This is a genomic window from Psychrobacter sp. ER1 (assembly GCF_048631835.1).
Classification (GTDB): Bacteria; Pseudomonadota; Gammaproteobacteria; order Pseudomonadales; family Moraxellaceae; genus Psychrobacter.
In genome coordinates this window covers 3,217,921-3,240,908 of sequence record NZ_CP184640.1, presented here as the reverse complement: position 1 = coordinate 3,240,908, position 22,988 = coordinate 3,217,921, and the positions used below count along the sequence as shown (strand labels likewise).

At 36.8% G+C, this 22,988-nt stretch carries 19 protein-coding genes, 1 tRNA gene and 6 pseudogenes; 7 read left to right on the top strand and 19 right to left on the bottom strand.

The window, feature by feature from the left end; translation table 11 throughout:
- Positions 1-128: 128 nt before the first annotated feature.
- The 5 genes and pseudogenes from ACOBWA_RS15070 to ACOBWA_RS15050 form a co-directional block, all read right to left on the bottom strand.
- Complete coding sequence (locus ACOBWA_RS15070) at positions 129-374, bottom strand: hypothetical protein (RefSeq protein ID WP_420229814.1); 246 nt, start codon at positions 372-374, stop codon at positions 129-131.
- Between the two features lie 314 nt (positions 375-688).
- The gene (locus ACOBWA_RS15065) at positions 689-1,114 is read right to left on the bottom strand and encodes a cyclic GMP-AMP synthase DncV-like nucleotidyltransferase (protein ID WP_420229813.1); all 426 of its coding nucleotides are present in this window, start codon (positions 1,112-1,114) and stop codon (positions 689-691) included.
- 38 nt (positions 1,115-1,152) lie between these two features.
- Positions 1,153-1,293 carry a hypothetical protein gene (locus tag ACOBWA_RS15060; RefSeq protein WP_420229812.1) on the bottom strand — a complete coding sequence of 47 codons (141 nt, stop codon included), beginning with the start codon at positions 1,291-1,293 and terminating at the stop codon, positions 1,153-1,155.
- A gap of 99 nt (positions 1,294-1,392) precedes the next feature.
- Positions 1,393-1,794 carry a patatin-like phospholipase family protein gene (locus tag ACOBWA_RS15055; protein ID WP_420229811.1) on the bottom strand — a complete coding sequence of 134 codons (402 nt, stop codon included), beginning with the start codon at positions 1,792-1,794 and terminating at the stop codon, positions 1,393-1,395.
- A 23-nt stretch (positions 1,795-1,817) separates the two neighbouring features.
- Positions 1,818-2,057, bottom strand: a pseudogene (locus ACOBWA_RS15050) (hypothetical protein); the annotation flags it as partial.
- Positions 2,058-2,289: 232 nt separating this feature from the next.
- On the opposite strand from ACOBWA_RS15050, the gene ACOBWA_RS15045 reads away from it, so the two are divergent.
- A complete protein-coding gene (locus ACOBWA_RS15045; protein ID WP_420230797.1) occupies positions 2,290-2,508 on the top strand; it encodes a hypothetical protein in 219 nt (72 codons plus the stop codon).
- 413 nt (positions 2,509-2,921) lie between these two features.
- On the opposite strand, the gene ACOBWA_RS15040 is transcribed toward ACOBWA_RS15045, so the two are convergent.
- Complete coding sequence (locus ACOBWA_RS15040) at positions 2,922-3,725, bottom strand: hypothetical protein (protein WP_420229810.1); 804 nt, start codon at positions 3,723-3,725, stop codon at positions 2,922-2,924.
- A 146-nt stretch (positions 3,726-3,871) separates the two neighbouring features.
- On the opposite strand from ACOBWA_RS15040, the pseudogene ACOBWA_RS15035 reads away from it, so the two are divergent.
- Positions 3,872-4,437: pseudogene (locus tag ACOBWA_RS15035) on the top strand (TetR/AcrR family transcriptional regulator).
- 6,955 nt (positions 4,438-11,392) lie between these two features.
- On the opposite strand, the gene ACOBWA_RS15030 reads toward ACOBWA_RS15035, so the two are convergent.
- From ACOBWA_RS15030 to ACOBWA_RS14995, 8 genes and pseudogenes are all read right to left on the bottom strand, one after another.
- Positions 11,393-11,488: an IS3 family transposase gene (locus ACOBWA_RS15030; RefSeq protein WP_420229809.1), complete on the bottom strand. Its 96-nt coding sequence runs from the start codon at positions 11,486-11,488 to the stop codon at positions 11,393-11,395.
- Positions 11,489-11,999: 511 nt separating this feature from the next.
- Positions 12,000-12,269 (bottom strand): hypothetical protein, encoded by a 270-nt coding sequence (locus ACOBWA_RS15025; protein WP_420229808.1) that lies wholly within the window; start codon positions 12,267-12,269, stop codon positions 12,000-12,002.
- Positions 12,270-12,489: 220 nt separating this feature from the next.
- Positions 12,490-13,497, bottom strand: coding sequence for a TniQ family protein (locus ACOBWA_RS15020; protein WP_420229807.1), 1,008 nt, complete (start codon positions 13,495-13,497; stop codon positions 12,490-12,492).
- Positions 13,497-13,856, bottom strand: a complete 360-nt coding sequence (locus ACOBWA_RS15015) for a TniB family NTP-binding protein (protein ID WP_420229806.1) — start codon at positions 13,854-13,856, stop codon at positions 13,497-13,499. Before ACOBWA_RS15015 ends, ACOBWA_RS15020 begins: the two co-directional genes overlap by 1 nt.
- A pseudogene (locus ACOBWA_RS15010) lies at positions 13,792-14,207 on the bottom strand (TniB family NTP-binding protein). The gene ACOBWA_RS15015 and the pseudogene ACOBWA_RS15010 overlap by 65 nt, the downstream one beginning before the upstream one ends.
- Positions 14,208-14,772: 565 nt before the next feature.
- Entirely contained in the window at positions 14,773-15,504 is a 732-nt protein-coding gene (locus tag ACOBWA_RS15005; protein WP_420229805.1) for a hypothetical protein, read from the bottom strand.
- A gap of 166 nt (positions 15,505-15,670) precedes the next feature.
- On the bottom strand, positions 15,671-16,540 hold the full coding sequence (locus tag ACOBWA_RS15000; RefSeq protein WP_420229804.1) for a helix-turn-helix domain-containing protein: 870 nt from the start codon (positions 16,538-16,540) through the stop codon (positions 15,671-15,673).
- Entirely contained in the window at positions 16,533-17,177 is a 645-nt protein-coding gene (locus ACOBWA_RS14995) for a TnsA endonuclease N-terminal domain-containing protein (protein ID WP_420229803.1), read from the bottom strand. Before ACOBWA_RS14995 ends, ACOBWA_RS15000 begins: the two co-directional genes overlap by 8 nt.
- A 140-nt stretch (positions 17,178-17,317) precedes the next feature.
- Here ACOBWA_RS14995 and ACOBWA_RS14990 point away from each other — a divergent pair.
- Positions 17,318-17,764: pseudogene (locus tag ACOBWA_RS14990) on the top strand (ATP-binding protein); the annotation flags it as partial.
- Positions 17,765-17,814: 50 nt separating this feature from the next.
- On the opposite strand, the pseudogene ACOBWA_RS14985 reads toward ACOBWA_RS14990, so the two are convergent.
- From ACOBWA_RS14985 to ACOBWA_RS14975, 3 genes and pseudogenes are all read right to left on the bottom strand, one after another.
- Positions 17,815-18,497 (bottom strand): annotated as a pseudogene (locus ACOBWA_RS14985) (phosphoglycolate phosphatase).
- Positions 18,498-18,625: 128 nt separating this feature from the next.
- Positions 18,626-18,778, bottom strand: a complete 153-nt coding sequence (locus ACOBWA_RS14980; RefSeq protein WP_420229802.1) for a DUF4385 family protein — start codon at positions 18,776-18,778, stop codon at positions 18,626-18,628.
- Positions 18,711-19,127, bottom strand: a complete 417-nt coding sequence (locus ACOBWA_RS14975) for a DUF4385 domain-containing protein (protein ID WP_420229801.1) — start codon at positions 19,125-19,127, stop codon at positions 18,711-18,713. Before ACOBWA_RS14975 ends, ACOBWA_RS14980 begins: the two co-directional genes overlap by 68 nt.
- 225 nt (positions 19,128-19,352) lie before the next feature.
- Between ACOBWA_RS14975 and ACOBWA_RS14970 the strand changes: the two genes are divergently transcribed.
- Positions 19,353-19,685 (top strand): hypothetical protein, encoded by a 333-nt coding sequence (locus tag ACOBWA_RS14970; protein ID WP_420229800.1) that lies wholly within the window; start codon positions 19,353-19,355, stop codon positions 19,683-19,685.
- A 124-nt stretch (positions 19,686-19,809) separates the two neighbouring features.
- On the opposite strand, the gene ACOBWA_RS14965 is transcribed toward ACOBWA_RS14970, so the two are convergent.
- Together ACOBWA_RS14965 and ACOBWA_RS14960 are read right to left on the bottom strand one after the other, a co-directional pair.
- A tRNA-Phe gene (locus tag ACOBWA_RS14965) sits at positions 19,810-19,885 on the bottom strand.
- 122 nt (positions 19,886-20,007) lie between these two features.
- The gene (locus ACOBWA_RS14960; RefSeq protein WP_420229799.1) at positions 20,008-20,244 is read right to left on the bottom strand and encodes a hypothetical protein; all 237 of its coding nucleotides are present in this window, start codon (positions 20,242-20,244) and stop codon (positions 20,008-20,010) included.
- Between the two features lie 574 nt (positions 20,245-20,818).
- Between ACOBWA_RS14960 and hisB the strand changes: the two are divergent.
- From hisB to ACOBWA_RS14945, 3 genes and pseudogenes are all read left to right on the top strand, one after another.
- Positions 20,819-21,489, top strand: a pseudogene (gene hisB / locus ACOBWA_RS14955) (imidazoleglycerol-phosphate dehydratase HisB).
- Positions 21,482-22,126 (top strand): imidazole glycerol phosphate synthase subunit HisH, encoded by a 645-nt coding sequence (hisH, locus tag ACOBWA_RS14950; protein WP_420229798.1) that lies wholly within the window; start codon positions 21,482-21,484, stop codon positions 22,124-22,126. Before hisB ends, hisH begins: the two are co-directional and overlap by 8 nt.
- A 167-nt stretch (positions 22,127-22,293) precedes the next feature.
- Positions 22,294-22,683: a hypothetical protein gene (locus ACOBWA_RS14945; RefSeq protein WP_420229797.1), complete on the top strand. Its 390-nt coding sequence runs from the start codon at positions 22,294-22,296 to the stop codon at positions 22,681-22,683.
- The last annotated feature ends 305 nt before the right edge of the window (positions 22,684-22,988 follow it).

Here is a 22,988-nt window from a genome sequence, read left to right as displayed (position 1 = left end):
TTGCGGCGGTTGCCTTAGTTGAACAATATTCAAGTGATTCATAAAATTGTTTAGCCAAACGATTATCTTCAGTTCTATACTCATGTGTATCATCTTTTATAATCGTTAAATACTTCAGTTTCATGATCTTACATATCTTTGCAAGTAACGTCTTGCAAAAACCTATCAGGAAGCATCGAGACTACTTGTATTAGCGCTTTATCATCTCGTTGCTGAGTGTATTTATACGTATCAACTGTTAATATCATAAGCGCTAATGAAGTAGGTGCTTTGCGGTGTTCAGGGTTAAAATTATAGTCTCTCCACGCCTTAATATAGCGAACTATAGATCTTAACTGTTGGCCTTCACCAGGAAGTTCACTACATTCCTTCAAAAACCATTCACGAACACGTTCACAGTTAGATACTTTCCACTTACCATCATTTCGATTAGCGAAATATCCTTTATATAAGATTGAGTCGACTCGTTTTTGTGTACTGTCAAATTGGTTACTTTCAAAGATTCACTCAAGTTAATAATGCCTGAACTACGAGTAAAGTTAGACTCTCCAAAAAATCTGATAAATCTTGTGGTTGAGTATCTTCACTGAAATTTAAAGATCCTTCATATTCTGATTTGATAAACCATCAAAGCTTTCGTTACTTTCGACAACGTCTGAGTTCTTACGACTTGAAATAGGTACATCCTTTAAGTCATTAAACATATCGTTAGGAACGGCGTACAAGGAATATCGAAATGAGCGTCTGCCATGAATCCCCTTATACGTAGACAACTTGGGTTGGTATCATCTAGCTGCCAATTTTGATTAAAACAAAGTTGAGATAAGCATTGCTTAACATGGCCTATTAATACTTCTGCATCATTTTCTTGATCGCCTGAGAAACAATTTTCAGGCAGATAGCACCCATAATCAAAATCTATTTCTTGACCTTCAGCGATTTGGTACATTACAAGTACCATAAGCCCATGAACCTTGTAATCTAAACTTTGGTTTAGTACCATATTTTTCTTCAGACTTAACGCAAGCGCTCCTTGCACAAGATCTTTGCAGTTTTTAAAAATATCTAGCTGATCTTTTGTAGGCAATAACTGAGTAAAAACCTTCTGGTTCATTACGTAAAACTCGATGAAAATTATTAGTAGGTATTTCATTATTCATTATCTTGCTCCTCAGTATTTGCCCAAGTAGGTATAGTAGTTTGTTTTTTAAGTAAAGCTGATATAAATGGAGTCCCTAACGCATCTTTAGAAGCCTCGTGGGCATGAGAAGTAATACTTTGTTGCATATTCATCAGCTCTATCTAACCCTATATAATTTGTTGCATTTTTAGATACATCTGAATCTATATCAAAATACCTATTACCTAGCATATGCTTAGTCATATGAGTCATCATTTGCTGCTGACTTGCAAAGTGAGTTCTATTATGTTCTTAGGAGCTTTGTTCAAAAAGAGACCATTAGCCCAATCTGTCATACCCCTTGCTGGTTTTTTCCTATATACGTCAGAAGTATGAGAAGATAGTGTACCTACATGTAATAAATATATATTCTCTTTAGGTATTTCAAAAAAATGCTGGGCTTCATGTATTGCCAGTAGACTTGGATTATTAGCAAAAAGTCCACCATCTACATAATTTGCATCTTTGAAATGGTATTTAGGAAAGTATATGGGTGCAGCGGAGGTTGCCATAGCTACATCCACGTTGTCATGTTTGGCATCACGAAAAAAGCTGTGGTGATGTGGTGTTTTAAAAGCCACTGGTCGTCCAGCGGAGAAGTTAATAGCAGGCACTATCACATTGTGCTTTAAATCACCTATTTTTTATCTAAGAAGAATTGGCTTATTTGTGCTTTCAGATAGTCATTACCATAAGTGGCTTTGAATATGGAGAAGAAACTGAACCTCTGTTTCGTAAATATCCGTTCTCCATGCTTTACAAACATATCGACAACGTCTTTCATTGGAACTTCATACGCCACTGCTAAAGCGACTACTCCACCAATCGATGTACCTGCTATAAGGTCGAAGTAGCGTCCAATAGGCTGATTAGTTTGCTCCTCTAAATCGGCTAAAACTTTGGCCGTATATAATCCCCTATAACCGCCTCCCCGAAAGCGTTAATATTCTAAATTCTTTATCCATTTTGAATCTCTCTTATTATGTATTTAAAGTAGATAACACTAGGGCTTCGCAGTTTTTTTAAAAGGGAATGAGATTATTAGCAATATCTATTCTATCGTCTATCTAGACTACATTGTAGTTAATGTGCGTCAAAATAAGCATATTATGAATATGGCTGTTTATCTGACTCTAGGTGTGGAACTTGATGGTAAAAAGGTTTCCGATGCTATTAACATAGCTTACCCCAGCGCTAATCTTCAGCTGTGTATTGTACAAATGATGCTGTTATTCAATCGAGGTGTACCACAGATAGATAAAAAGGCAGTAATGCCTGATTTAGAGCGATCTTGTGGCGCTGATAAGTTTGAAATAGCGGAAGGCTAGTCTTAATCATCTAAAAGTATGGGGAACAGTAAGTACCCACAGGTGGTTAAGCCTTGGTGTAATAACTGGGAGTGCTTAACTGTATTTCTTAACTATCCTCAAGACATTAAAAAAGCCACTTATACTATTGATTATCTAAACAGTGTGTTTTTGTACTGCGGTAAATAAGCGTAAGGTATCTTCCTCTGATCAGGCAGCATTTAAAGTAGTGTGCTTAGCAACCCAGTCGGCATCTAAAAAGTGGTTGATGCTAATTGCATAACTGAGCATCTGTACTAAGTCGTTTTAGGATTGAGTGTAACTTCCGTTTGGATTGATGCATATTTATCCAAACGGAAGTTACACTAACTTGGATTGAACTCTTTTAAAAAGCCTCTTTCATAGAATATTAACAGAGGTAGACTTTACAGAAACTAACATTTTATTCCAAAAATTATCCATAGTTGACAGTATTCTAAAGCGTAAGTTCGGAGGTCTTCTACAGAGTGCAGGTGCAGTGAGTGCGTGATTAATAGCCATAGATCATTTTCATGATAGTCATCTGAAGCTACTGTAGTTATATCAGAGGTAGTACCATGAACATAATAATAGCCATCTTTGGTGTTTATTCCAGCATTCTCAACAGCCTGTTTTAAAGGAGCTGAAAACGCTATAACTTGTTGCTCTGCAACTGCAAGTAATAAAAGTAGCTTTATATAATCATCATAAGCTTCTTCCAAATATATTCTCAGGTCGGTAGATTCTTCTGTATATGCGTGATTCGAATCAATTTCTGAACTTATGTTTAACTGCCCTAAGACTTTTTTGAAAAGACAGAAGTGTGAGTTAAGAGGAGTCAGGCCATCATTGGTCTCAAAAGAAAAACCAAACTCGTCTGCTATATTCAGTCCTAGCAAAAACGAGGATACATTTTCACGGACGAATATATTTTTTTTATCTAACTGCTTAGCTTGAAACTGTGCCATCAATAGAGCATCAGTAAAAATCTCTACAATACTATTCTCATACTCCAAATGTATATACTTCAATGTATCTAAGCAAATGCTATCCTGGTTAAGAGTTTGAATGATGTCATGCTTGAATAAATGATGTTCTGCGAGCTCTGCCTTAAGGTCTAAAACTTTGTCCTGATTGTTATTCCATAAGGATTCTGGGATGCTACTGCTAAGTAGGCTTATTGTATTTCGTCTGGCAATTTTCTCATCTAAATTATACAATATACACTCTCCTAATATTAATACAGACCTTTCTGTATACTTGTGAGTAAAAAATAAGATATAGCTTATTGTGCCAAGCTATATCTAGTTGTAGTGAACAGATTTTTACTGATTATACTTAGAACAGATTCAAAACTAAAGAGGTTATTTTATGTCAAAAAAAGCAACTAGATATTTTAAAAACTGCTAGTGAGCTGTTTAATGAGCATGGATATGTCAGTGTGGGTGTAGATAGGATCATACGTGAATCAAGTGTATCTAAGATGACTTTTTATAAGTATTTTCCATCCAAGATAGACTCATACAAGAATGTTTGACAAATCGTGACAATCTTATAAGAAACAGCATCACACAAACTTTAAATTCACATAAAGAAAAAGGGATAAAAGCTTGAAATCTTCTTAAAATGGTATAGAGTTGGTTCAACCAGAAAGATTTTTTCAGTTGTATGTTCATTAAAGCTACAGATGAATTTATGCATGATGTTAAGCTTAACTCCATAATAATCAACCATAAGATGTGGATAACTAATACTATTAAGAACATCTTAAAAGAATGTTCTATAGAAAACCCAGAACTTATGGCTGATCAAATTAGAATTATTTTAGATGGTGCTATAATTAATGAAACTACTTTTAGAGATGGAAAGTCTATTGTAAGTTCAGGGCTAATTATTAAAACTATGTTGAAATATAGTGTTTTCAACACCTAGTAGAGTTTCCCTGCATTTACAACTAACATTAATGCTAGTATTACTAAAATAATGCCGCCTGTTTTTGTAATTAAATACAGTTTATCTGAGCTTTCAAAGGTACTTACTGGCCACTAGAAATAATATTTGTCTTCAAGAGTGGATATTGATTTACTAAAAGGCAAAATGTCAAAGAAAGTAGTAAAACTGTTAATGACCGGCAAGTTCAGATCAATAAATTGAGGAATACTGCCATAAAGAATAAAATAGGTTTTGGATTTGAAGAAGATGTAAATAAATCCTTGTAAATAGTTTCAACCATCATAAGTTTTTGTAGTTTTCATTATCTATTGTAGATGTTATTTTTAGAGAGTTCCTTTTCCCACAAGGAGCATTTTAGCACCCATATAAAGGATATAAATCGCTCCAATTATCTGCTGTTAGAAATGCTTTTTTAGATGTAATGACTAGTAGACCGATGCTTGTAGCTGAAACTATAGCTACTGCCAGCATGCCGAAGATAGTCTAGTATGCCGTAAGTAGTTCTCTTTCTATCGTAGGTGAGTGAGTTTGTAATACTGAGGATAACACCTGGTCCTGGACTTGCTATAGTAGCTGACGCTATAAGAAGATATATGACAATATTTATTCATAAAGATTATTACCATCTAGATATTTTAGTTTGAAAAACACTTAAACATTAAGCTGCCTAACTTCTAGCTTTGGTAGCTTGCATGTCTAAGAATAAAATTAGTTGACTAAACATATAAGTATTTTAGGCTGAATACTATAATTAGACTATTAAACTTTATCAAAGAGAGCAAGCTTATAAAAAGCAATGCGATTTTCTTTGGAAGAACTCACTATCTTTGATAGATTGACCATTTTCTTTTGCTACATCTAGGTGGTAGCTAGTAGGGCCTGCCTTCATTTTTCTAGGCACTTCTAGGTTTATTGCTCTTTGAAAGTCTGCTTTGATTCACCGCAGAAAAATCTCATAACAAATGGTACATTTATCATAGTCTCCATCTTCGAGCATCACGCTTTTATGAATAACATTTTTATCAAAAATAAGAGCATCCCCAACCTCGAAATCGTCTTGAACGGCGAAATGATCCTGAAAATATCATCTTCATTCCGTCACTATTTAAAAGGCTCATCCTCATGTCTTCATGTAATCTTCTAGAATTAATCTGCTATTTTTATGTCCATGCCTTTCTCCGACAATCTCAAAACTGCTGGATCTACCTGCGTATACATGAATGAACCTGAGATTTTATCTCCTTGGGATATACTTCATACCTCAGCAATGGGGGGCTTTTAACTGTGGTATTAAAGGAGCCCAAATTGTGCAGCCGAAATCCTCCTGCACGATGGTATCCCGGAAGCCCTCTGTGTCCCAATATGATGTAAATCCATATCACCACCTTCTTCTTAAGTTCAAAAGCTAATGATTGACAAAGATGTTTTCTTTGAGTTAACATACTCATAAACCCTTTAAAGCAGATCAGACTGTATAAAGTCAGTACTGCTTAGGTGTTCCTTAGAGATAAAGTAGTCGATTAAACCCGCTCTGATACTTATCCAGTAGGGGCGTCTATCTGATCGTCTATTTTATTTTAATATAGCTTATAAAATCCTTTGGATAAAATTTAAACGGTAAAAAGCCTTCCTTTCTGAATTTTCTTGATCTTTCAGACTTATCTCTAACATAATTTACTTGTCCTTGCTTAGTTTTGGTTATTGAATGATGTGGTCATTGGAATTGAGATAAGCCTTTAGGTATATGAATCACGGTCTTAAACTGTAGTAAGATTTAGTTAGTAAACACTACATACTATCCTTAAGTATTATGTCGAACTGTATCTGTCTCAGATCATTCCTCTTTTTTAGGATGTGCACTGATTTCGAAATAGCATTAAACAAGGAAAGTAGCGCCTAGATAATATCGAGCTATTACATAACTGATGGATATATTTGGCAAGATCTAGCCATTTGGATTACTATCGTTAGTGTAGGCAGCACGCTCTAGTCTCATTTTCCAAAATGATAACAAAGTCTAATATTGAATATATTCGTTACAGACAAAAGTATAGACTAGATTTATTTCTTTGTATGAACCTGTCTGTATTTTTATAAAATATGAGCATTCGGTAGATTAGAATTAAATATCAAACCGTTTTAGAAAATATTTAATTGTTGCAACCAAGTTATCTAAATTTTATTACTCTAGCATGTCGCTCGTCAAAATTACACCCACTAATGCACAAACATATCTTACTTGAGATATTTTGTTGACTTTAAACAACTGTTAAGTATAAATATAGCTTGTTAGACAGACAGGTCTGTATTTTTTGTAGTCATTTATTTGTTTCTCAGAAAGGAGTCCTGACTGATTTAAGCCAACTATCATTATTTTTAATAAATACTTAAGCTTCGTAAAGGAATATACGAGTATGTTATATGATAGTCCGATTAATTTAATGTTTGATGATATTTTCTTAAATTTAGATATTCTAGACAGAAGTCAAGCATAATATTTATCTAAAAATAGAAGGACTATCATTTATTGGTTTCTATAAAAGTTAAATCAGCTGTATATATGATTGAACAACTAGAGAAGGAGGGAGTTTTAAAGAAGGAATGACAGTAATTGAAAGTTCTTTGGGAACTTGGATTAGCTTTATTATGGTATGCGCCAACAAAGGGTATAAGTTTATCTGTGTATCAGATGTAAATATATCTCCTTTAACGAACATTAATCAGAAGCCTATGGTTCTGAGTTAGTTATTATTGATTGTAAAGATGAGAAACAGTGGCTATCTTGGAAGCCGCATAAAATACATCAAGACATATTAAAATCAAAGTGAATTAATTTGGGTTAATCAATATGAGAATCAAGAATAACAATCGAGGCTCACTCTTAATTCTACTGTAAATCTATTTACAACTCCCATTTGCAAGTAGACTATTTGTTTGTTGGTATCGGAACAACAGGAACATTGGAGTGGTGTGTCTTCATTTTTTAAAAGTATTCTCCAACTACCAAGGTTATAGGTGTTATTCAACAGGCTCTGTCACATTTGGAGGTAAGCCAGGGGAAAGATTCATACCAGGGGTTTAGGAACAAGCTCGCCGCAGCTATTAGAAGGTTCTCAAGCTACGACGATATAATTTATAAATGAGAATGGAAACTATTTCAATGTGCGAAAATTAGCAAAAAAGGCTATTTTTTTAGCCGGTTCTACGAGACAGTTCTATCTGGTGTAGACAGATATTTGGATAAAATAGACGAAAAATCAGTGGTTGTTGCAATATCTCCTGATATGGGAGATAAGTATTTGGATACTATATACAGCGATAGTTGGGTTAAAGAAAAAATTTAGGATGATCTTTTATGAATAATACACGAAATTTTAAGTTATTTACTTCATAAGATGTAGAACCATGGATAATAGTATTTTAAAGAGGATTTTAAATATAAAGTAGAAAAAACATATTTACAATTTAGTCAGAAATAGCTAGAAATCCCGATAGTTATTTTTAAGGTTTCCTGATTCTAGTATAAATAGAATCATAGCTCTACCTGCTCATATTGATGACTCTCAACCTATAGCTGGTGATTAAATGGATTTCAGTTTTCCTGCCAATGTGAATAATGGACTTAATAGGGCTTCATCCGCAATTATTTTAAATGATGAGTAACGGGATATCCTATAGCTTGCTTAGAAAGTCAAATTAGTTCGTCTCGTACGGCAGCCTCTGCTACTGTAGGGGTTAAATACCTGCATAAGGGTCTGGAGATCAAATGCCGGGAGTTATTGGAACAGGCTTAATTTCTCTTGAAACGTACAGTTCCTGATAAATGTAGGATACAGGGTGATGAAATAAAAGTCCATGATAGAGATGATCTAGAGCTGAAGGTACAGAGAAAGTAGAATCTATAGTTTCGAAGGTCTCGGTAAAAATTGCAAGTTTTAGAGGATACGATCAAGGAATCAGACCCTTATATTTTGCCGCCAGCCGTCGACCTTATGTTGACGATATGGCTTTATTCCGACACAACCCCTACCGTCTTACATATGTCTTTAAAGACTTAGCAACCAATATTATCAAAAACAACATGATTTTCTGATGATATCGATCATAGTATTAAAGCAGGATCTTCTTTACACACCTTACCGAAATGGAAACAGAAATGAACTTTATGGTTTCTGGTGCAGAAGGGTCTTATAAAGGAAACTATAGAAATAAAATATAACAAACCAAGAATATTTTCTCCTTTTGGAATGGGTGTTCTAGACTTAGCTGTTGCTCGTGAAATCTAAAGATATAACTCTAGTTTTTCTACCGATCACTTTAATCCATAATATGAGAACTACAACCATGTTGAAAAATAGCATTCGTAGATAACCCCGAACTGCAAGATAGCTATTGGCCACCCGTAGATACTTATAAAATCGACAATATATCTCCATTCGTACATAACCACTGAACTAGCCTTAAAAGATTATAATTGAGAATGACTCTTATGAGTACGAGGTGAAAAAATCAATGTAGCTCTCAGTAATATATATTCATATATATAATTATAAAGATGATCTATATATAATAGAAACTGACTCCTTTTTAGAGACTAACTTTCTTAAAAAGAAAGTAGAACTTGAAGATATTTTTGAAAGTGTAGTTGGATGTTAGCCAAGCTCTGAATTTAAAGACCAAAGTCTTTAGCTGTTTACTTTGAAGACGATTCGACTAGGAACGAGAATTTATGAACCGTATTTCTTCGACTATGTAGCAGAAGAGATGTCTCGAGAAGCTATGATTCACTTTTTAAAAACTGAGATTTGTAGAAATGAATATGTAGATGATGAAGTTTCCCTACTAGTGTTTGGATTGCAAGGACGATGAAAAAAGTGGCTGCATCAAACATGGGATGAATGCGGCTGTGGTGTGTTAAAAGAATTTTCATACTTATTGGTTGAGACAGTTAATAAGAGATCTATCCTCATATGACGAATTTTTGACATGGAGAAGTACAAAACCGTGGTTTCTTTTCCTTAACTTCAAATATTTTTAATGCCTTATTAACTAAACCATCTTTGAAGCTTGCTGCTTATGGATGTTTTACTACAACAGAGCAATGGGTTGAGTGTCATTTTGAAAATCATTAGAGGGATGAAACGAGTAGGTATCACATCTAATGATAGTTTAATATATTTTGATAAACATAAAACTATAGATCCTCATCCATACATATGAGCTTATTGAGTCAGTCCGTAATCAAGTTCCCCAGCTAACTTCTGATGAGGTAGAAAAAATCCAGTATGGAGCCAAAATTAGCAATTAAAACGGCTGTAGAAGCTACGATAGAATGTATGAATATTACAAAGGATTTTAATGATATTTCTATTATCACTGCCGTTAATCCTAAACTGTTGCTTATCATAGGATTTAAGAAAAGTGGTTTTGTATCAGGACTAATAGGCGTGTGTTCTACCCTCGTTATTAGTTACATGATGGAGTCCTTACAACTGGACTTAGGAGTCCTTTACAATTCTTTATTGAATACTATCATTCTTACATTGCGCATTCTTAGTTATCTTACCCAGCTTAACTCTGAATAATATACTTGAAGATCATGGGTACAACAGAGCTTGCAAGGCTACCTAAAAGAAATGCCTATTGATAGAAACCATAAGGTTATGCTTCTGGTCTTTGGTCTTTTGCCTGCACTAGAGTCTATTACTGGCTTCAGTGTATCTCTAATACTAGCCGTGCCTGTTTTTATCTCTCCTTTTGAAGCAGAGGGACTGCTTTGAAAGTTTCTATGTTAAGTATGAATATCATGCCTTGGGGAACCTTGGGTTTAGCAACGGTTGTTGGTTCCAAAATTTCCAGTCAACCCATTGAATCTTTAAGTTTCTCACAGCATGTATGAGTTTATTTGTATTTATTGTTTTAGGGAGGAATCAGCTCATTCGTCCTCAATGAAAACAGAAATAAAATACAAAATTTTATCTTTGGCATCTCTATTGCTTCAACGATTTCAATATTATAATGATTTTTAATTATATGGGACAAGTTGAGATTATGGAGTACTCTCTGGACTGATAACTTTTCTAATCTTCTTTAGCTTCTTGTTAGTTAAGAATAATTCTAGTCTAATTTCTGAGTATAAGAACATATTGATGAATATATCTCCATATATTCTAGTGATAATCATTCTTGTTATTCTTAAAATTATAGTATCTCTTTTTCCTTATTTAATAGAGTCAACTACCTTTCATGGAGTGGGTGTCGATTTAGTTTTCATCAAAGTCCTTTTTTAGCTATCGTGATAGCCATACTACTGATCATGAGCAAAAACAAATCAACTAAAATCAGTATTCCTATTAATAAAACAATCAAAGCTTGTTCAACTCTATTTGTGTTTATATTATTATCTCAGTTAATGAACTTTTCACAATTCATAGATGAAATTGTAGTTATTTTAAATAGTAATGAAAACTCATTTTATACCATGTTTCTTCACCTTTGATAGGTATGCTAAGTGGCTTCTAACAGGGTCTAATCTTGGTGGGAATGCTTTATTGATGGATATGCAAAGTAGCTTAGGGTAGTTTATAATAGAGAGCTTCTATTTTCGGCGATACAAAATGCCAGTGCGGGATTTGCAGTCTTTACTTCAGTACCTATTATTGTCTTGATACTGACTCTCGCAAAAAACACGCAAAAAAGCTCTTCCAGCATGGAGCAAGTGATGCTCAGGTTTGGCTTAAAATGTCTCGTTCCTATTTATTTTAGTATTGTTCTCGCTGTATTTATTATCGGTAACCTCTCTTTTTAACATGGTAGTCGTTTAATTAATAATCTCAAATTAAGATAGCCATGTATATGGAAAGCTTGAAAATATGGCTTGAAGGTTGTCAATATGTAAATACCCCATTCTTAATATAACCTCATTATAGAATAACTAAGCCACCCGTCTGTACTCAGCGGGTGTCATATTATCAAGTGAATCATGATGTCTCTCATTATTATAGACCTGTATACAAAATACAAAATACAAAATATTAAAAGCTAATTAAAATTTGGGTAACGCAAACTGTTTATTATCGTATTGAACTAACATTAAATTTTCATACTCATTACATGGCTTGATATCTACATCTGATAGCGTTTTTATGCTGATAAAAAATCGATGAAAGTACCTAATACCATAATTGATCCATTGGATCTTTCCTTATCGTTTATCGGTCTGGTTAACATAGCTAGTGCTATAAATCGCTTCTCAAATTTTTGCCGATCCTTATCTCCAGCTATTCTATAAGCTGGCTTAATTGGTATTTTCTTAGATGATCGTTTACAAACGAGATTAAATTAGTGATGACCGTTTAAGTATTGAACAAAAGAAATCATAGCCGTTATATGTCCCTTATTCTTGATCAAGTACCTATCTATTTGAGCTTGTGACGGCGTTTGGCAGCCTCGTAAGCCATAGTGGTGGTATAAACTAATTATGGGTTGAAAGACCGTTCTAACAGAACTTGGCTTACTCTGACGACGCTTCTGTCTTTGATTCAAAAAAGTAAGTATTCTTGCAGTATGCTTGGTGGATCATCATCAAAGGCGACGAACATTTCTTGGATAGCTGCTTGTGAAATAATAATTTGCTCTGTTGTATCATCGACAAAGATTTGACGAGTTTTTAAAAGCCATCCAAGTACAGGCATATTTTTTTGGACAAAGTGATTATCAAAGGTGTGAGTTATAATCTTATAGGAGGGTATCTTGCCCCATTGTAAGTCGCATTCTTTGAAAAACTCATCAAACCTGTAGTGCAGGGGCAACGAAGTTTCTTTTGCCCGTCCGACTACGAAGAAATTTACTAAAATCAGTGTAGCTTTGGAATATACTATGACTTAGTTGCTCTTCTAGCTCTCTTGTTGGGTTTTGATTTATCATATATTTTCAACTTCTCAATTCGTAATTGCATTCTTTCCCAAGAATTATTAACCGCCCTTGCTGACTTAGGTTTAGCAGATATCCTGTTTGCTTTAATTTGACGCTTTACAGCTGAAGGAAGCTCATTGTAGATAGGTAAAAGGCTTTTGGTATGATGGGTCGCTTACCCAGCCTAAAGCTATTTTGCGTTAAATTATTTTTCTTACAAGCTAATAGCCAGTCATCAAATTTGATTTTGAGCATCTGGTTGGTGTAGGCGATAAGCATTACTCTTTCCTCGTAGGATAAGTAATCAAACTTTAGCCCCGTTCTAGTTTTGCTTAGCCTAAGACCATCGATACCACATATACCAAGGGTTTCTACTAAATTTTTATAGATTAATTCTTTTTCTAAAGTACTCTTCCTTATGAGGTTGATGAAAAATAATGTCAGCTCAAACCAGTCACCAGAGGTTATTGAATGTCCAAAAACTATTGCTTGATTAGCGCTCAATACTTGTTCAGCCTTCAATTGAAACTCATAAGCATCTGTACATAAAAGTTGATTTACTGCTTCAGCGCTTAGCTTTTCTCGACAATGAGGACATCTATTGATAAATCGGTGATTCGCTTTGATCAAATGTGGTTGATACGGCAATCCGTAGCTAGAACACGAACTTTGTAGTGAAATTAAGTGCTGTTCACAGTAAACAATCCAACTAAATCGCCACTTTAATCTCAAATACGCACTTTTGTCCTCTTGCATACATTGAGCGCAATATTGATGGCCTACCATCGTTTTAGAATGAAATTTGGGAATAGGTAACACCCAAGTAAGGCTAATATTTGGTCGATACTCTAATCCAATATCTTCATTGAACTGTATCAAGCTTCTATTATCAAAAAATTTAGTATCAGTTTGAGCAAGTACAGCCATATCTTGATGTATTTGCTTATTAATATGATTAAAGCCTTTATCAAAATCATGATGACGCAAATTGTATTTAGACCAGTGATAAAAAAGAATTGTAGAAAGGTCGCAGCCTTGATTTAAAGATACCCGTAGTAACCATGAGCTTATGCTTTCATCATCTAAAAGAGGCGTAGCAACAGGTAATGGTTTTACGCTAACCATTACCTGAGTCCTTCGGTTGAGCGAACATCTTTATTTTTAGTCAGAATGTCTTCGGTAATTTGTTCTGTGCCACTAAGAATGGCATCTTTGGCGCAAACTGACAGAAGCCTATGAATATTGCCTAAATTTCCTTTTGAAACGGCATGAATAAGGGCAGCAGTTTTGGGTTGATGCAATTCTGATGGATTCTTAAGCGGAAAAACACTTTCGAGTCGAAAAAGTAATTCTTGAAATCTTTTATCTAATTTCCAAAGAGGGACTTCTACAATATCGAATCGACTAGCGTGCTGAGGATCAGTGTGTAGTACACGTTTCGCATCCTGCGTTCCAATACCGACAAATCGGTATCTGTAATTCATTGCATAATGTCTTCAAAGCATTCATTACCTGACGTTGCTGTCTTGGTGTACCTGTAAGTAATGAATGAAGCTCATCAACCATGATCATTTTGACTTGATACTCGCGGCATAAATGAAGTACTTGATAGAGCAATGAAGATGCTGAATCTTTCGTTCTATAGGGCATATGAAGTGCCTCTAGAATGGACATATAGAGGTCTTTTTCATTAGTGCTTGAAGGAGCATTTGCAAAAATAACAGGCTTGACTAAAATGCCATTCTCTTCGATTGGCATGCCATGTTTTCTAAAAAACGATGAGCAATACTGGTTTTGCCGTTATTTGAATCACCGACTATTAAAAGGTTAGGCATTCTTAGTCTTTTGGGAACCTCAAAAGCCCGTTTAGCTCTAAAATTATATTGTCTGCTACCTCATAATTGACCCAGCGAGCTTCGTTAATAAAATCTAATCGATCGTCATCAGAATATTCTACAAGATGACGGAAATCTTTATATACATGGAGGTAAGACGTTTTGTTATCAGTGATAATTTCATTCATTATTCAATATCTCCAAAATCAAAATCAGTCGTATCTAGAAGTAGACCATTTTGTTCAACGACACTCTTTTCAGGTTTTTAGAAGCTTGTATTGATGGCTGTAAATTTGTTTGAATATCATCACTGTTAGTCGGTTCTAGATCGCTGCTAGTATTGGCATTGTTTCTTTTACTCGCCATTATTGTTTTGGCTACGATAGTTTGACTTTTGCATGTGTCTTTTGACGTTGCGCTTGTCTACGAGCAGACTTCGTTTTTTTAGAAGAATCTTCGATTAAGTCTCGCATCTCGGTTAAAGCTTCATAAATTTGATGTTCATTTATATACTCATTCCCTTTATCAGAAATCTGCTTACGAATCTGTTTATATTCCCACAGACTCATACTTGGTAGCTGCTGGTTAGCAAAGGGGACTGTAAAGTACTGGTGTAAACTTGGATCGTAGAACCAAATTTTACTAATGTCTCTTGGATCACGTCTGAATAAGAAGTGTTTCTTACTTCCATCTTTATTTTGGCGTTAATAAAAATATTTAAGCAGGGGTCGTAATAGCGTAAGGAGTCTATAGTCACGCCAAAATGCTGGATGGTTCGCTCAAAACTTGGCATGAAGTCTAATAGTAAGGTTTTTGAGTCTTCTGGTAATGATGGTAAGCCTGTACCAATGCTTTCACCATCACCATGAATACCTAGATACCATTGTTCCGTAGGACTTCGCCCTAAAGTGCTATGGATTCGCTTGTGATAAACCTTGGTTATAAAGGTAAGAAGCCAAACCTCAAACTCATCCAAGGTAAGTGTCGCTTCTTTTTCAGAGTCATAATTGTCTTTTTCCTTAATATTAGAAAATGTTGTACCGTTGATGCCATGAACCTCTTTCATAAACGTACCAATGAGACGTTCAATATGTCCACCAAACTGAGGTCTTGCTACTGGTCTAAATTCAAGGTTAATCCCATGAATTTCGCACGAACGAGCCAAGGTGTTTGATCGAAAGTCAGCACCATTATCAACGTGTATCTTTTGAGGATAGCCATACACTTGCCATTCTGTATGATCAATACCATGTTCAAGTAAAGACTCTCTTTTTGTAAGATACTTCTTGCGACACACATTGCAACTGAGGTCGCTGATGGTGGATCTAATGATAAGTAATATCCCGTAATCATTCGGCTATAGACATCGATAGCTAGTGTTAAATATGGTCTACCAATAGATTTTCGGTGTTCGTTATCGACTAGCATTAAATCAACAGGTGTATGGTCTATTTGAATCACGCTTAATGGATAATCTGCGTTAGGAAAGGAATGGGGTGTGGGTTTGAATTTTTTCTAGCTTGCTCTATTTGGCCACGCTTTTTAAGCTGTTCATACTCTGAAATTTGATCAATACGTAATTTGATAGCTTTTTTACTTGGTTTGTCGATCTTTTCCATGGAGCAAATGCGAAAAACTTCGCGATAAGTCTGCTCTAAACTAGCCCTTTGCTTGGTCAAATAAAATGCTTTTATGGCTCTTTGAATAACATCGTCCTGAACTTTAGTTAGACGCGATCCACCTTCCTTCCAACCTCGTTTTTTCTCTACCAGTCCTGCAATAGAGCCAACAGTCTGATATTGCTTGATCCAACGATATAATGAACGAATTGAGACATTGATCTCCTTTGAGCGTTCCATGATTAATTTTCGATGATTATAGCTATGCTCAGTATTGATAATAGGTTTGATTGCCTCAAACTTTGACTGTGCTTTTTGCCACTCTTCATCGCCAATAGCACTAATATCGACATTGATATGATCATTATTCTGATCTTTAATGTTTGACAAACTTTGTATATTAACAATACTGGTTTTACCCGTTTCAACACTACGAACTACGACCTCTGTACTCTCGTTTAGGTACTCGACTAGCTCATAATGTCTATTATCAGACTTATTTAGATAGGTTTTTCCTTTACGCAAATCAATACGTCCGCGCCTGATTTCAAACCTATCTAAACCCTCATCATCATGGTCAATCATGAAACCATATCCTTTCGTTGTTGGTACTGACTCATCTATTGTATCTATATCAATACCTAATTTTTGAAAATCATCTAAATGCCTGTCAAAGATAGATGAATCAGTTTCTACACTACTACTATTATTCATAATCCACCCATACCTCTGTTAAGTCGTTAATTTTAAGGAATAAATTAAATTTTAATCGTTTAGTAGCAAGTAAATGATAAATTACTCGTAATCCGTGATTGTGCAAGAAAGAGCCTATGTAAAAACGGGTTAATAGGTAATCTATGGTAGTTGTACCCATAAGCCTAACCTGCTCTAAAACCGCTTCCTTATCCTCTTGTTCGATTGCAGAGTTCTTAAATTTCATTAAGAGATTGATATTGTCTAAAGCTGTATTCTTAATACGACTCTCATCATAAATATGAAATACATGACCATTGTCTTTGCAATAGCGCTGCATCGTCTTCCACTTATCCGACCAGTCTCTCCAGTTCGCTTGCCATAGATCATGTGGTTTAACCTCAATAATCATATTTGGCTTACCAGCATCTTCTACAAACTTGATAAAAAAGTCAGGGGTATACTTATAAGTAACGCCATTCTTGACGAAGGGTACAGTAATTGGTTGAGCAACTATATCCTCCACATCTTCTCGAAAGGCATAGACTATAATTAAATCGCGCTCTAAAGTTGATTCATAAGGTAATGATTTACCTTTATATGGAATTCTTCCTGATACGCTCATTCTAGTCGGTTTTATTTTGCGCATTTGTCTCATAATAATTTGTCGCTTATTTAGCATTTATTAAATTTTATGACAGCTATTTGGTATATCTTTGCCATTTAATTGGTAAGTATTGGAATAGAAAAGAGGTGATATTGAAGGGTATTGTGCCAGTAATTTGGGATTATTACACGTGTGGTTATGATGGTGATACTTCAGGTCGCTGCCGCTGTCGACCTGAGCAGATCAAACGCTATCAAGATAAGTTATCTGGTCCTCTCTTAGATCGTATTGACTTACATATTACCGTGCCTGCATTACCGATTGCCGATTTGCAAAATAGTCAAGTAGGTGAAACCTCCAAGCAAGTACGGTCTCGGGTAGTAGTCGCGCATCAGCATCAAATGCAGCGCCAGCAAAAGGTTAATAATGAGCTTAGCCCTAGCGAAATCGATGAGTATATCCAACTAGGCGACAATGAAAAGCAGTTATTGCAACTTGCTCAGCAGCGTTTGAATTTGTCCGCGCGTGGCTACCACCGAGTATTACGGGTGGCTCGTACAATCGCGGATTTGGCTAATAGTACCGATATCAACAGCGCCCACGTATCTGAGGCGCTGAGCTATCGCAATAAAGCGTAATCTATGTTTGAGCAAGTTACATCATAATAATTCGATAGATTTCATATAGACTAGATTTTATTTTTCATAATCCAAGCAACTAAGTCAGCAAAGTGGTCAAATGCTTCGGTCGGATTTAATTCGCGAATGTCTTGCCCGTAGTTATAACCATAAGATAGGCCGAGCGTGTCCATATTGGCGTTCTGTCCAGCCAACATATCGTTTCTAGAGTCTCCAATCATCACTGCCTGATCAACACTGACATTGAGAGTCTCACAGACGTGTAGTAGGGGCGCGGGGTCTGGTTTTTTGACAGCTAAACTGTCACCGCCCATCACTTCACTAAATAAGTCTTGCCAGCCAAACGACTGCAATATCTTCGGTACAAATCGAATGGGCTTGTTGGTGACTAAAGCAAGTGTATATCCAGCTGCATGCAGTTTTTTGAGTCCGTCATCGACATCTGGATAGGCAACGGTTTTACTACCACTAAGATTCTTATAAGCCTCAAAAATATTTGCTCTGCATGATCGGCTTCCTCAACCGTTAGCTCGCCATCTGCTACTTCTACCTTGCCGACCAAAGCGCGCTCTACAAGCAGGCGTGAACCATTGCCTATCCAGTTACGTATCGTCTCGATAGGGTAGGTCTCTTTGCCCAATGTGGTTAGCATGGCGTTAGTTGCGTCGGCCAAATCAGGTACGCTATCAATGAGTGTTCCATCAAAATCAAAAATTAAAAGCTGCTTATTCATTATTCCTCACTATTGGAAATCGTTGTATTTATTATATTGAGCATACCGTGCCATACCTTAGCACAGTAGCGTTTTGAGACCAGTCAATTTAGTTTATCTGTTGTGCTTAATGTCTTGAGCATTAGCATCTATTCGACATCTTTATAGCGTTCACGATGCTCTTTCTTCATTCTTAAATAATCTTCGTTCTCACGGCATTCATCCCATTTAACTTTAAAAATCCGTGCAGATTCTGCCTTGATTCGGATCTTCCTCTTGTCGTGGCAATTCTTCGCGGCCATGAGCACCGCTTTGACCTTTTTTGTCATCAGGTACTGCGCCTTTATATTTTTTACCACCTTTGTGATTGGCATAACGACGAGCACGGGTATAGCCCATTTGGATAAACTTACGCGCCATATCTGCACCGACGAAGTCATCGTCAGCCAAGTAATCTAAAAACATCTGATAGATAGCTTCACTACTCTCGCGGGCGATATCGGGAGTCGCAAAACGCCAATGGGGTAAAATCTCAGACTTATAAGGCTCTACCAGTAATACGCCTTGCTCACCGCGACCGACACGGTACAACTCGGGCTGAGCGCGCAAATCCAAACTCTTATAATCCAAGTCGTAATCAAACTCTCTCATATCTATGACCTATTATTTTTATCTATTCGTATATGGTTATTGAGTATACTTAGCCAAGCTGTTTAGAAAACAGGATAGAAATGTTATACAACCGTGACAGTAGGTATTTAGCATCAAAAGCGATAAGTGAAAATGGTTATGATAAAGTTAGCTTTGAGACGTATAAAAGCTATTAATATGATGAGCGCTACGAGAAATGTTATGTTCAGAAATAAGATAAGTGTCATGAAGCCGAACCGTTTTTTATTACCTAGCAATATATCGGCAGCATGGCTGTTGTTAACAATAAGCGTACTAGCTACTACGGCTGCCCACAGCGCGTGGTTTGAACGTTTGATTCCGCAAGGTGAGACGTATACGGTACGCGAGATAGATCGCGATTTAGCATTTGTGATAGATGGCTTTATCTACGATGCGCGCACGTCTCGTTTTTTGGCAGTGGGCGACCGAGTGATATTTTTTGAGGGGCGTCACGGTATTGATTACCGCGCAACTATATACGACTTGGATTCGCGTGAGCGCTGTAATTTACTATTACGTGGTCGTTTTTACGAATAGTAGTCGGCTATACGAATAAGAGCAACATATGAATAGAACGAACGCTAAAGAGTACGGTAAAATTTAAACATAAAAAAAGCCCCGAACATTGCTGTTCAGGGCTTTTTAGAATTCTATTAACGAATGGTGGCTCGAGGCAGGATCGAACTGCCGACACACGGATTTTCAATCCGTTGCTCTACCTACTGAGCTATCGAGCCGTCTTCGTTGAGGCGCTATTAAACTAAATATAGGCTCAGCTGTCAAGCAATTTTTGCATTATATCTGATAAAAGACGATAAATAATTAGATATTGGTAAAATTCACCGTTTTAGCGCTCAGTTTAGTCTTTCACACGCAATAGTTCGTACTCGCTCATGATACGGTGAATATCGGCGTCCGCGGGGACAAATTCACGTACGCCTTTTCTAACTTCGCAATCATAGACCAGTTTAATAAACTTGGCATCGATAGCACGTTTACGATTCTCCGGATGGACAGTGAGATATTGCAGGCGCTTAGCATTGGTCTGCCCGTCATCAAAGCAGGCGACAGCGGCGATAGGCTTATCATTGAACATACCGACATAGAGGTACTGTCCACGTTTAAACCCTTGCTCAACGATATTTAATACCTCGAGACCGTCAGGCTGCGCATCATCGCTATCGTATAACGCTTGCTAAGCGCTCTGCTAGCTCATTGTCGCGAGCAGGTTTTTTGATAAGTGGCGCATCCAAACTATTAATGGCGATCGCTTCTAAAGGCATAGCAGTTCCTATAAATAGAGGGTTTCTATAGTATAAATAAGCAGTATGAGACAGCACGATGTCATAGCGTGCAATACCGTAAATAAGGGTCTTCAAAGTCGGCGCGAGTCATGATTGATAATACTGAACACACTATTTTAGCAGAATGACGTGATTTTGTGCGTGGTTTACCGCTTGGTCGTGGCAGTAAATGTTAGGGTTTGCTATGATGAGGTTATATAATATGTAGGGTATATAAGCCCTAATATGTTGATATCTTTTTGTATATATCATTTTCTAATACATTTTTGCTAGGGGCGGACCCAGACACTAGTAAAATATTTTGGGCAGGTTTTTGCCTTATTTATTGACCGCTTTTCACTGATAAAAAACTGATAGAGAGTAGCCATGACAGCCAATGCAACGACGACTGCTGCCACATCTGAGCAAACTGAGTCAAAAAACGTAAATCTATATGGTCGCCCTGAACGTATCGCGACTGTTGAGCGTATCACTGCCGAAACGCAAATCACCTGTACCGTTAATCTGGATGGTACAGGTAAAGGCACGGTAGACACTGGTGTACCATTTTTGGATCATATGATTGATCAAATCAAGCGTCACGGTTTGTTTGATTTGGACATCAAATGCAACGGCGATACCTTTATCGACGACCACCATAGCGTCGAAGATACTGGTATTACGCTTGGTCAAGCATTCAACAAAGCATTGGGCGACAAAAAAGGCATCCGTCGTTACGGGCATTTTTATGCGCCGCTCGATGAAGCATTGACTCGTGCAGTCGTCGATCTATCAGGTCGTCCTGGACTGCACATGGATATCCCTTTTACGCGCTCGCATGTGGGCCGTTTCGATGTTGATTTGTTCAGTGAGTTCTTTACGGGTTTGTCAATCACTCATGGATGACGGTGCACTTGGACAACCTAAAAGGCAAAAACAGCCATCATCAGATCGAATCCACCTTTAAAGCCTTTGCTCGTGCATTACGTATGGCTTGTGAATATGATGAGCGTGCGTTGAATACCTTGCCATCGACCAAAGAGGCTTTTAATGGCTAAAGTGACCAAAGTTGCACTACTAGATTATGGTATGGGTAATTTGCATTCCGCCAGTAAAGCCTTGTCAGTGGTCGGGGCAGACGTCTCTATCACCAACGACCCCAAAGTCGTCGCTGCAGCAGATAAAATAGTCTTCCCTGGTGTCGGTGCCATGCGTGACTGTATCGCTGGTATGCATGATGCTGGGATTGATGAGGTCATACGTCATGCAGTATTTAACAAGCCTGTTATGGCCATCTGTGTAGGCATGCAGGCATTGTTTGAGCAGTCAGCGGAAAATGGTGGTACAGATTGTCTTGGCATCTTAAAGGGCAGTGTAGAAGCATTTGACCCTACGTGGAAAGACCAGCAAGGCGCGACTATCAAAGTACCGCACATGGGCTGGAATACCATCAGTGGCATGGACTTTGACCATCCATTGTGGAATGGTATTCAAGACAATGCACATTTTTACTTTGTGCATAGTTACTACTGTGAGCCTGCCGATAGCGCGCAAGTGGCCGCCGTTTGTGATTATGGTCAGCCATTTTGTGCCAGTGTCATCCAAGACAATCTATTTGCGACTCAATTCCATCCAGAAAAGAGCCATACTGCTGGTTTGCAGTTGTTAAAGAACTTCGTCGAGTGGGATGTGTAAGTAGATGATAAACGCGCAGTGAATATTTAATTTAGCATAAGGTAGATTATCAATTATATAATCTGCCTTTTTTATTCTCAGCTATCACTTTTTAGCGACTACTTTTAGCCATCATTGTTTAGTGATACCCTCAGTTGTTTTCTACTGGCTTATATTTGGAATATATAGTGGATTTTACTGCCTTTAAAATGAACATTATCGAGACAACAGGGCTGGCCAAAGATGCTTTGCACATCTATGTCGGTATTGGTGTCTATTTGCTGTGTTTGGTATTACTGCGTCCTATTTTTAAAAAGCAAGGTATCAGGTCTTTTGTCGCCTTAGTAATAGTGACTTGTATTGCATTATTGGGTGAATATTTGGACAATCGAGAGACGATTGAGTCGCTTGGTTTGGCTGGTTTAAGCCGTGAGCAGCTGACCGCCAGCATCCGTGATTTGATCAATACGTGCATGCTGTCTTATGTGCTTTATGCGTTAAATAAGTGGACTAAGATATTCCATCCAACCAGCAAGCCTGCCTCACTGACCAAGCGACATAAAAAAACAGACTATTAATAAGTCCGTTTTTTTCAAGCGGGTAATCTAATTTGGATAACCTCTAATAAGAGCTATAGGATAAAAGAGAAATAAATTATCCATTTTTCTTCTTCTACATTTATCCAAAAATTCTATTAATGAATCTTCGTTTTCTAAAAAGTCATTGAGCTGTTCAAAAGAAATTTCATAATATTCTTCATACTCAACATACCTATGATTTGGCGGACTAACTGGAAAAGATAAGTAATATTTATTAGTAGTGGTTTCTTTACCTAGCGAGTATCTTTTTCTCTACTGATTTTCAAATTTTCAAATTCGTAACG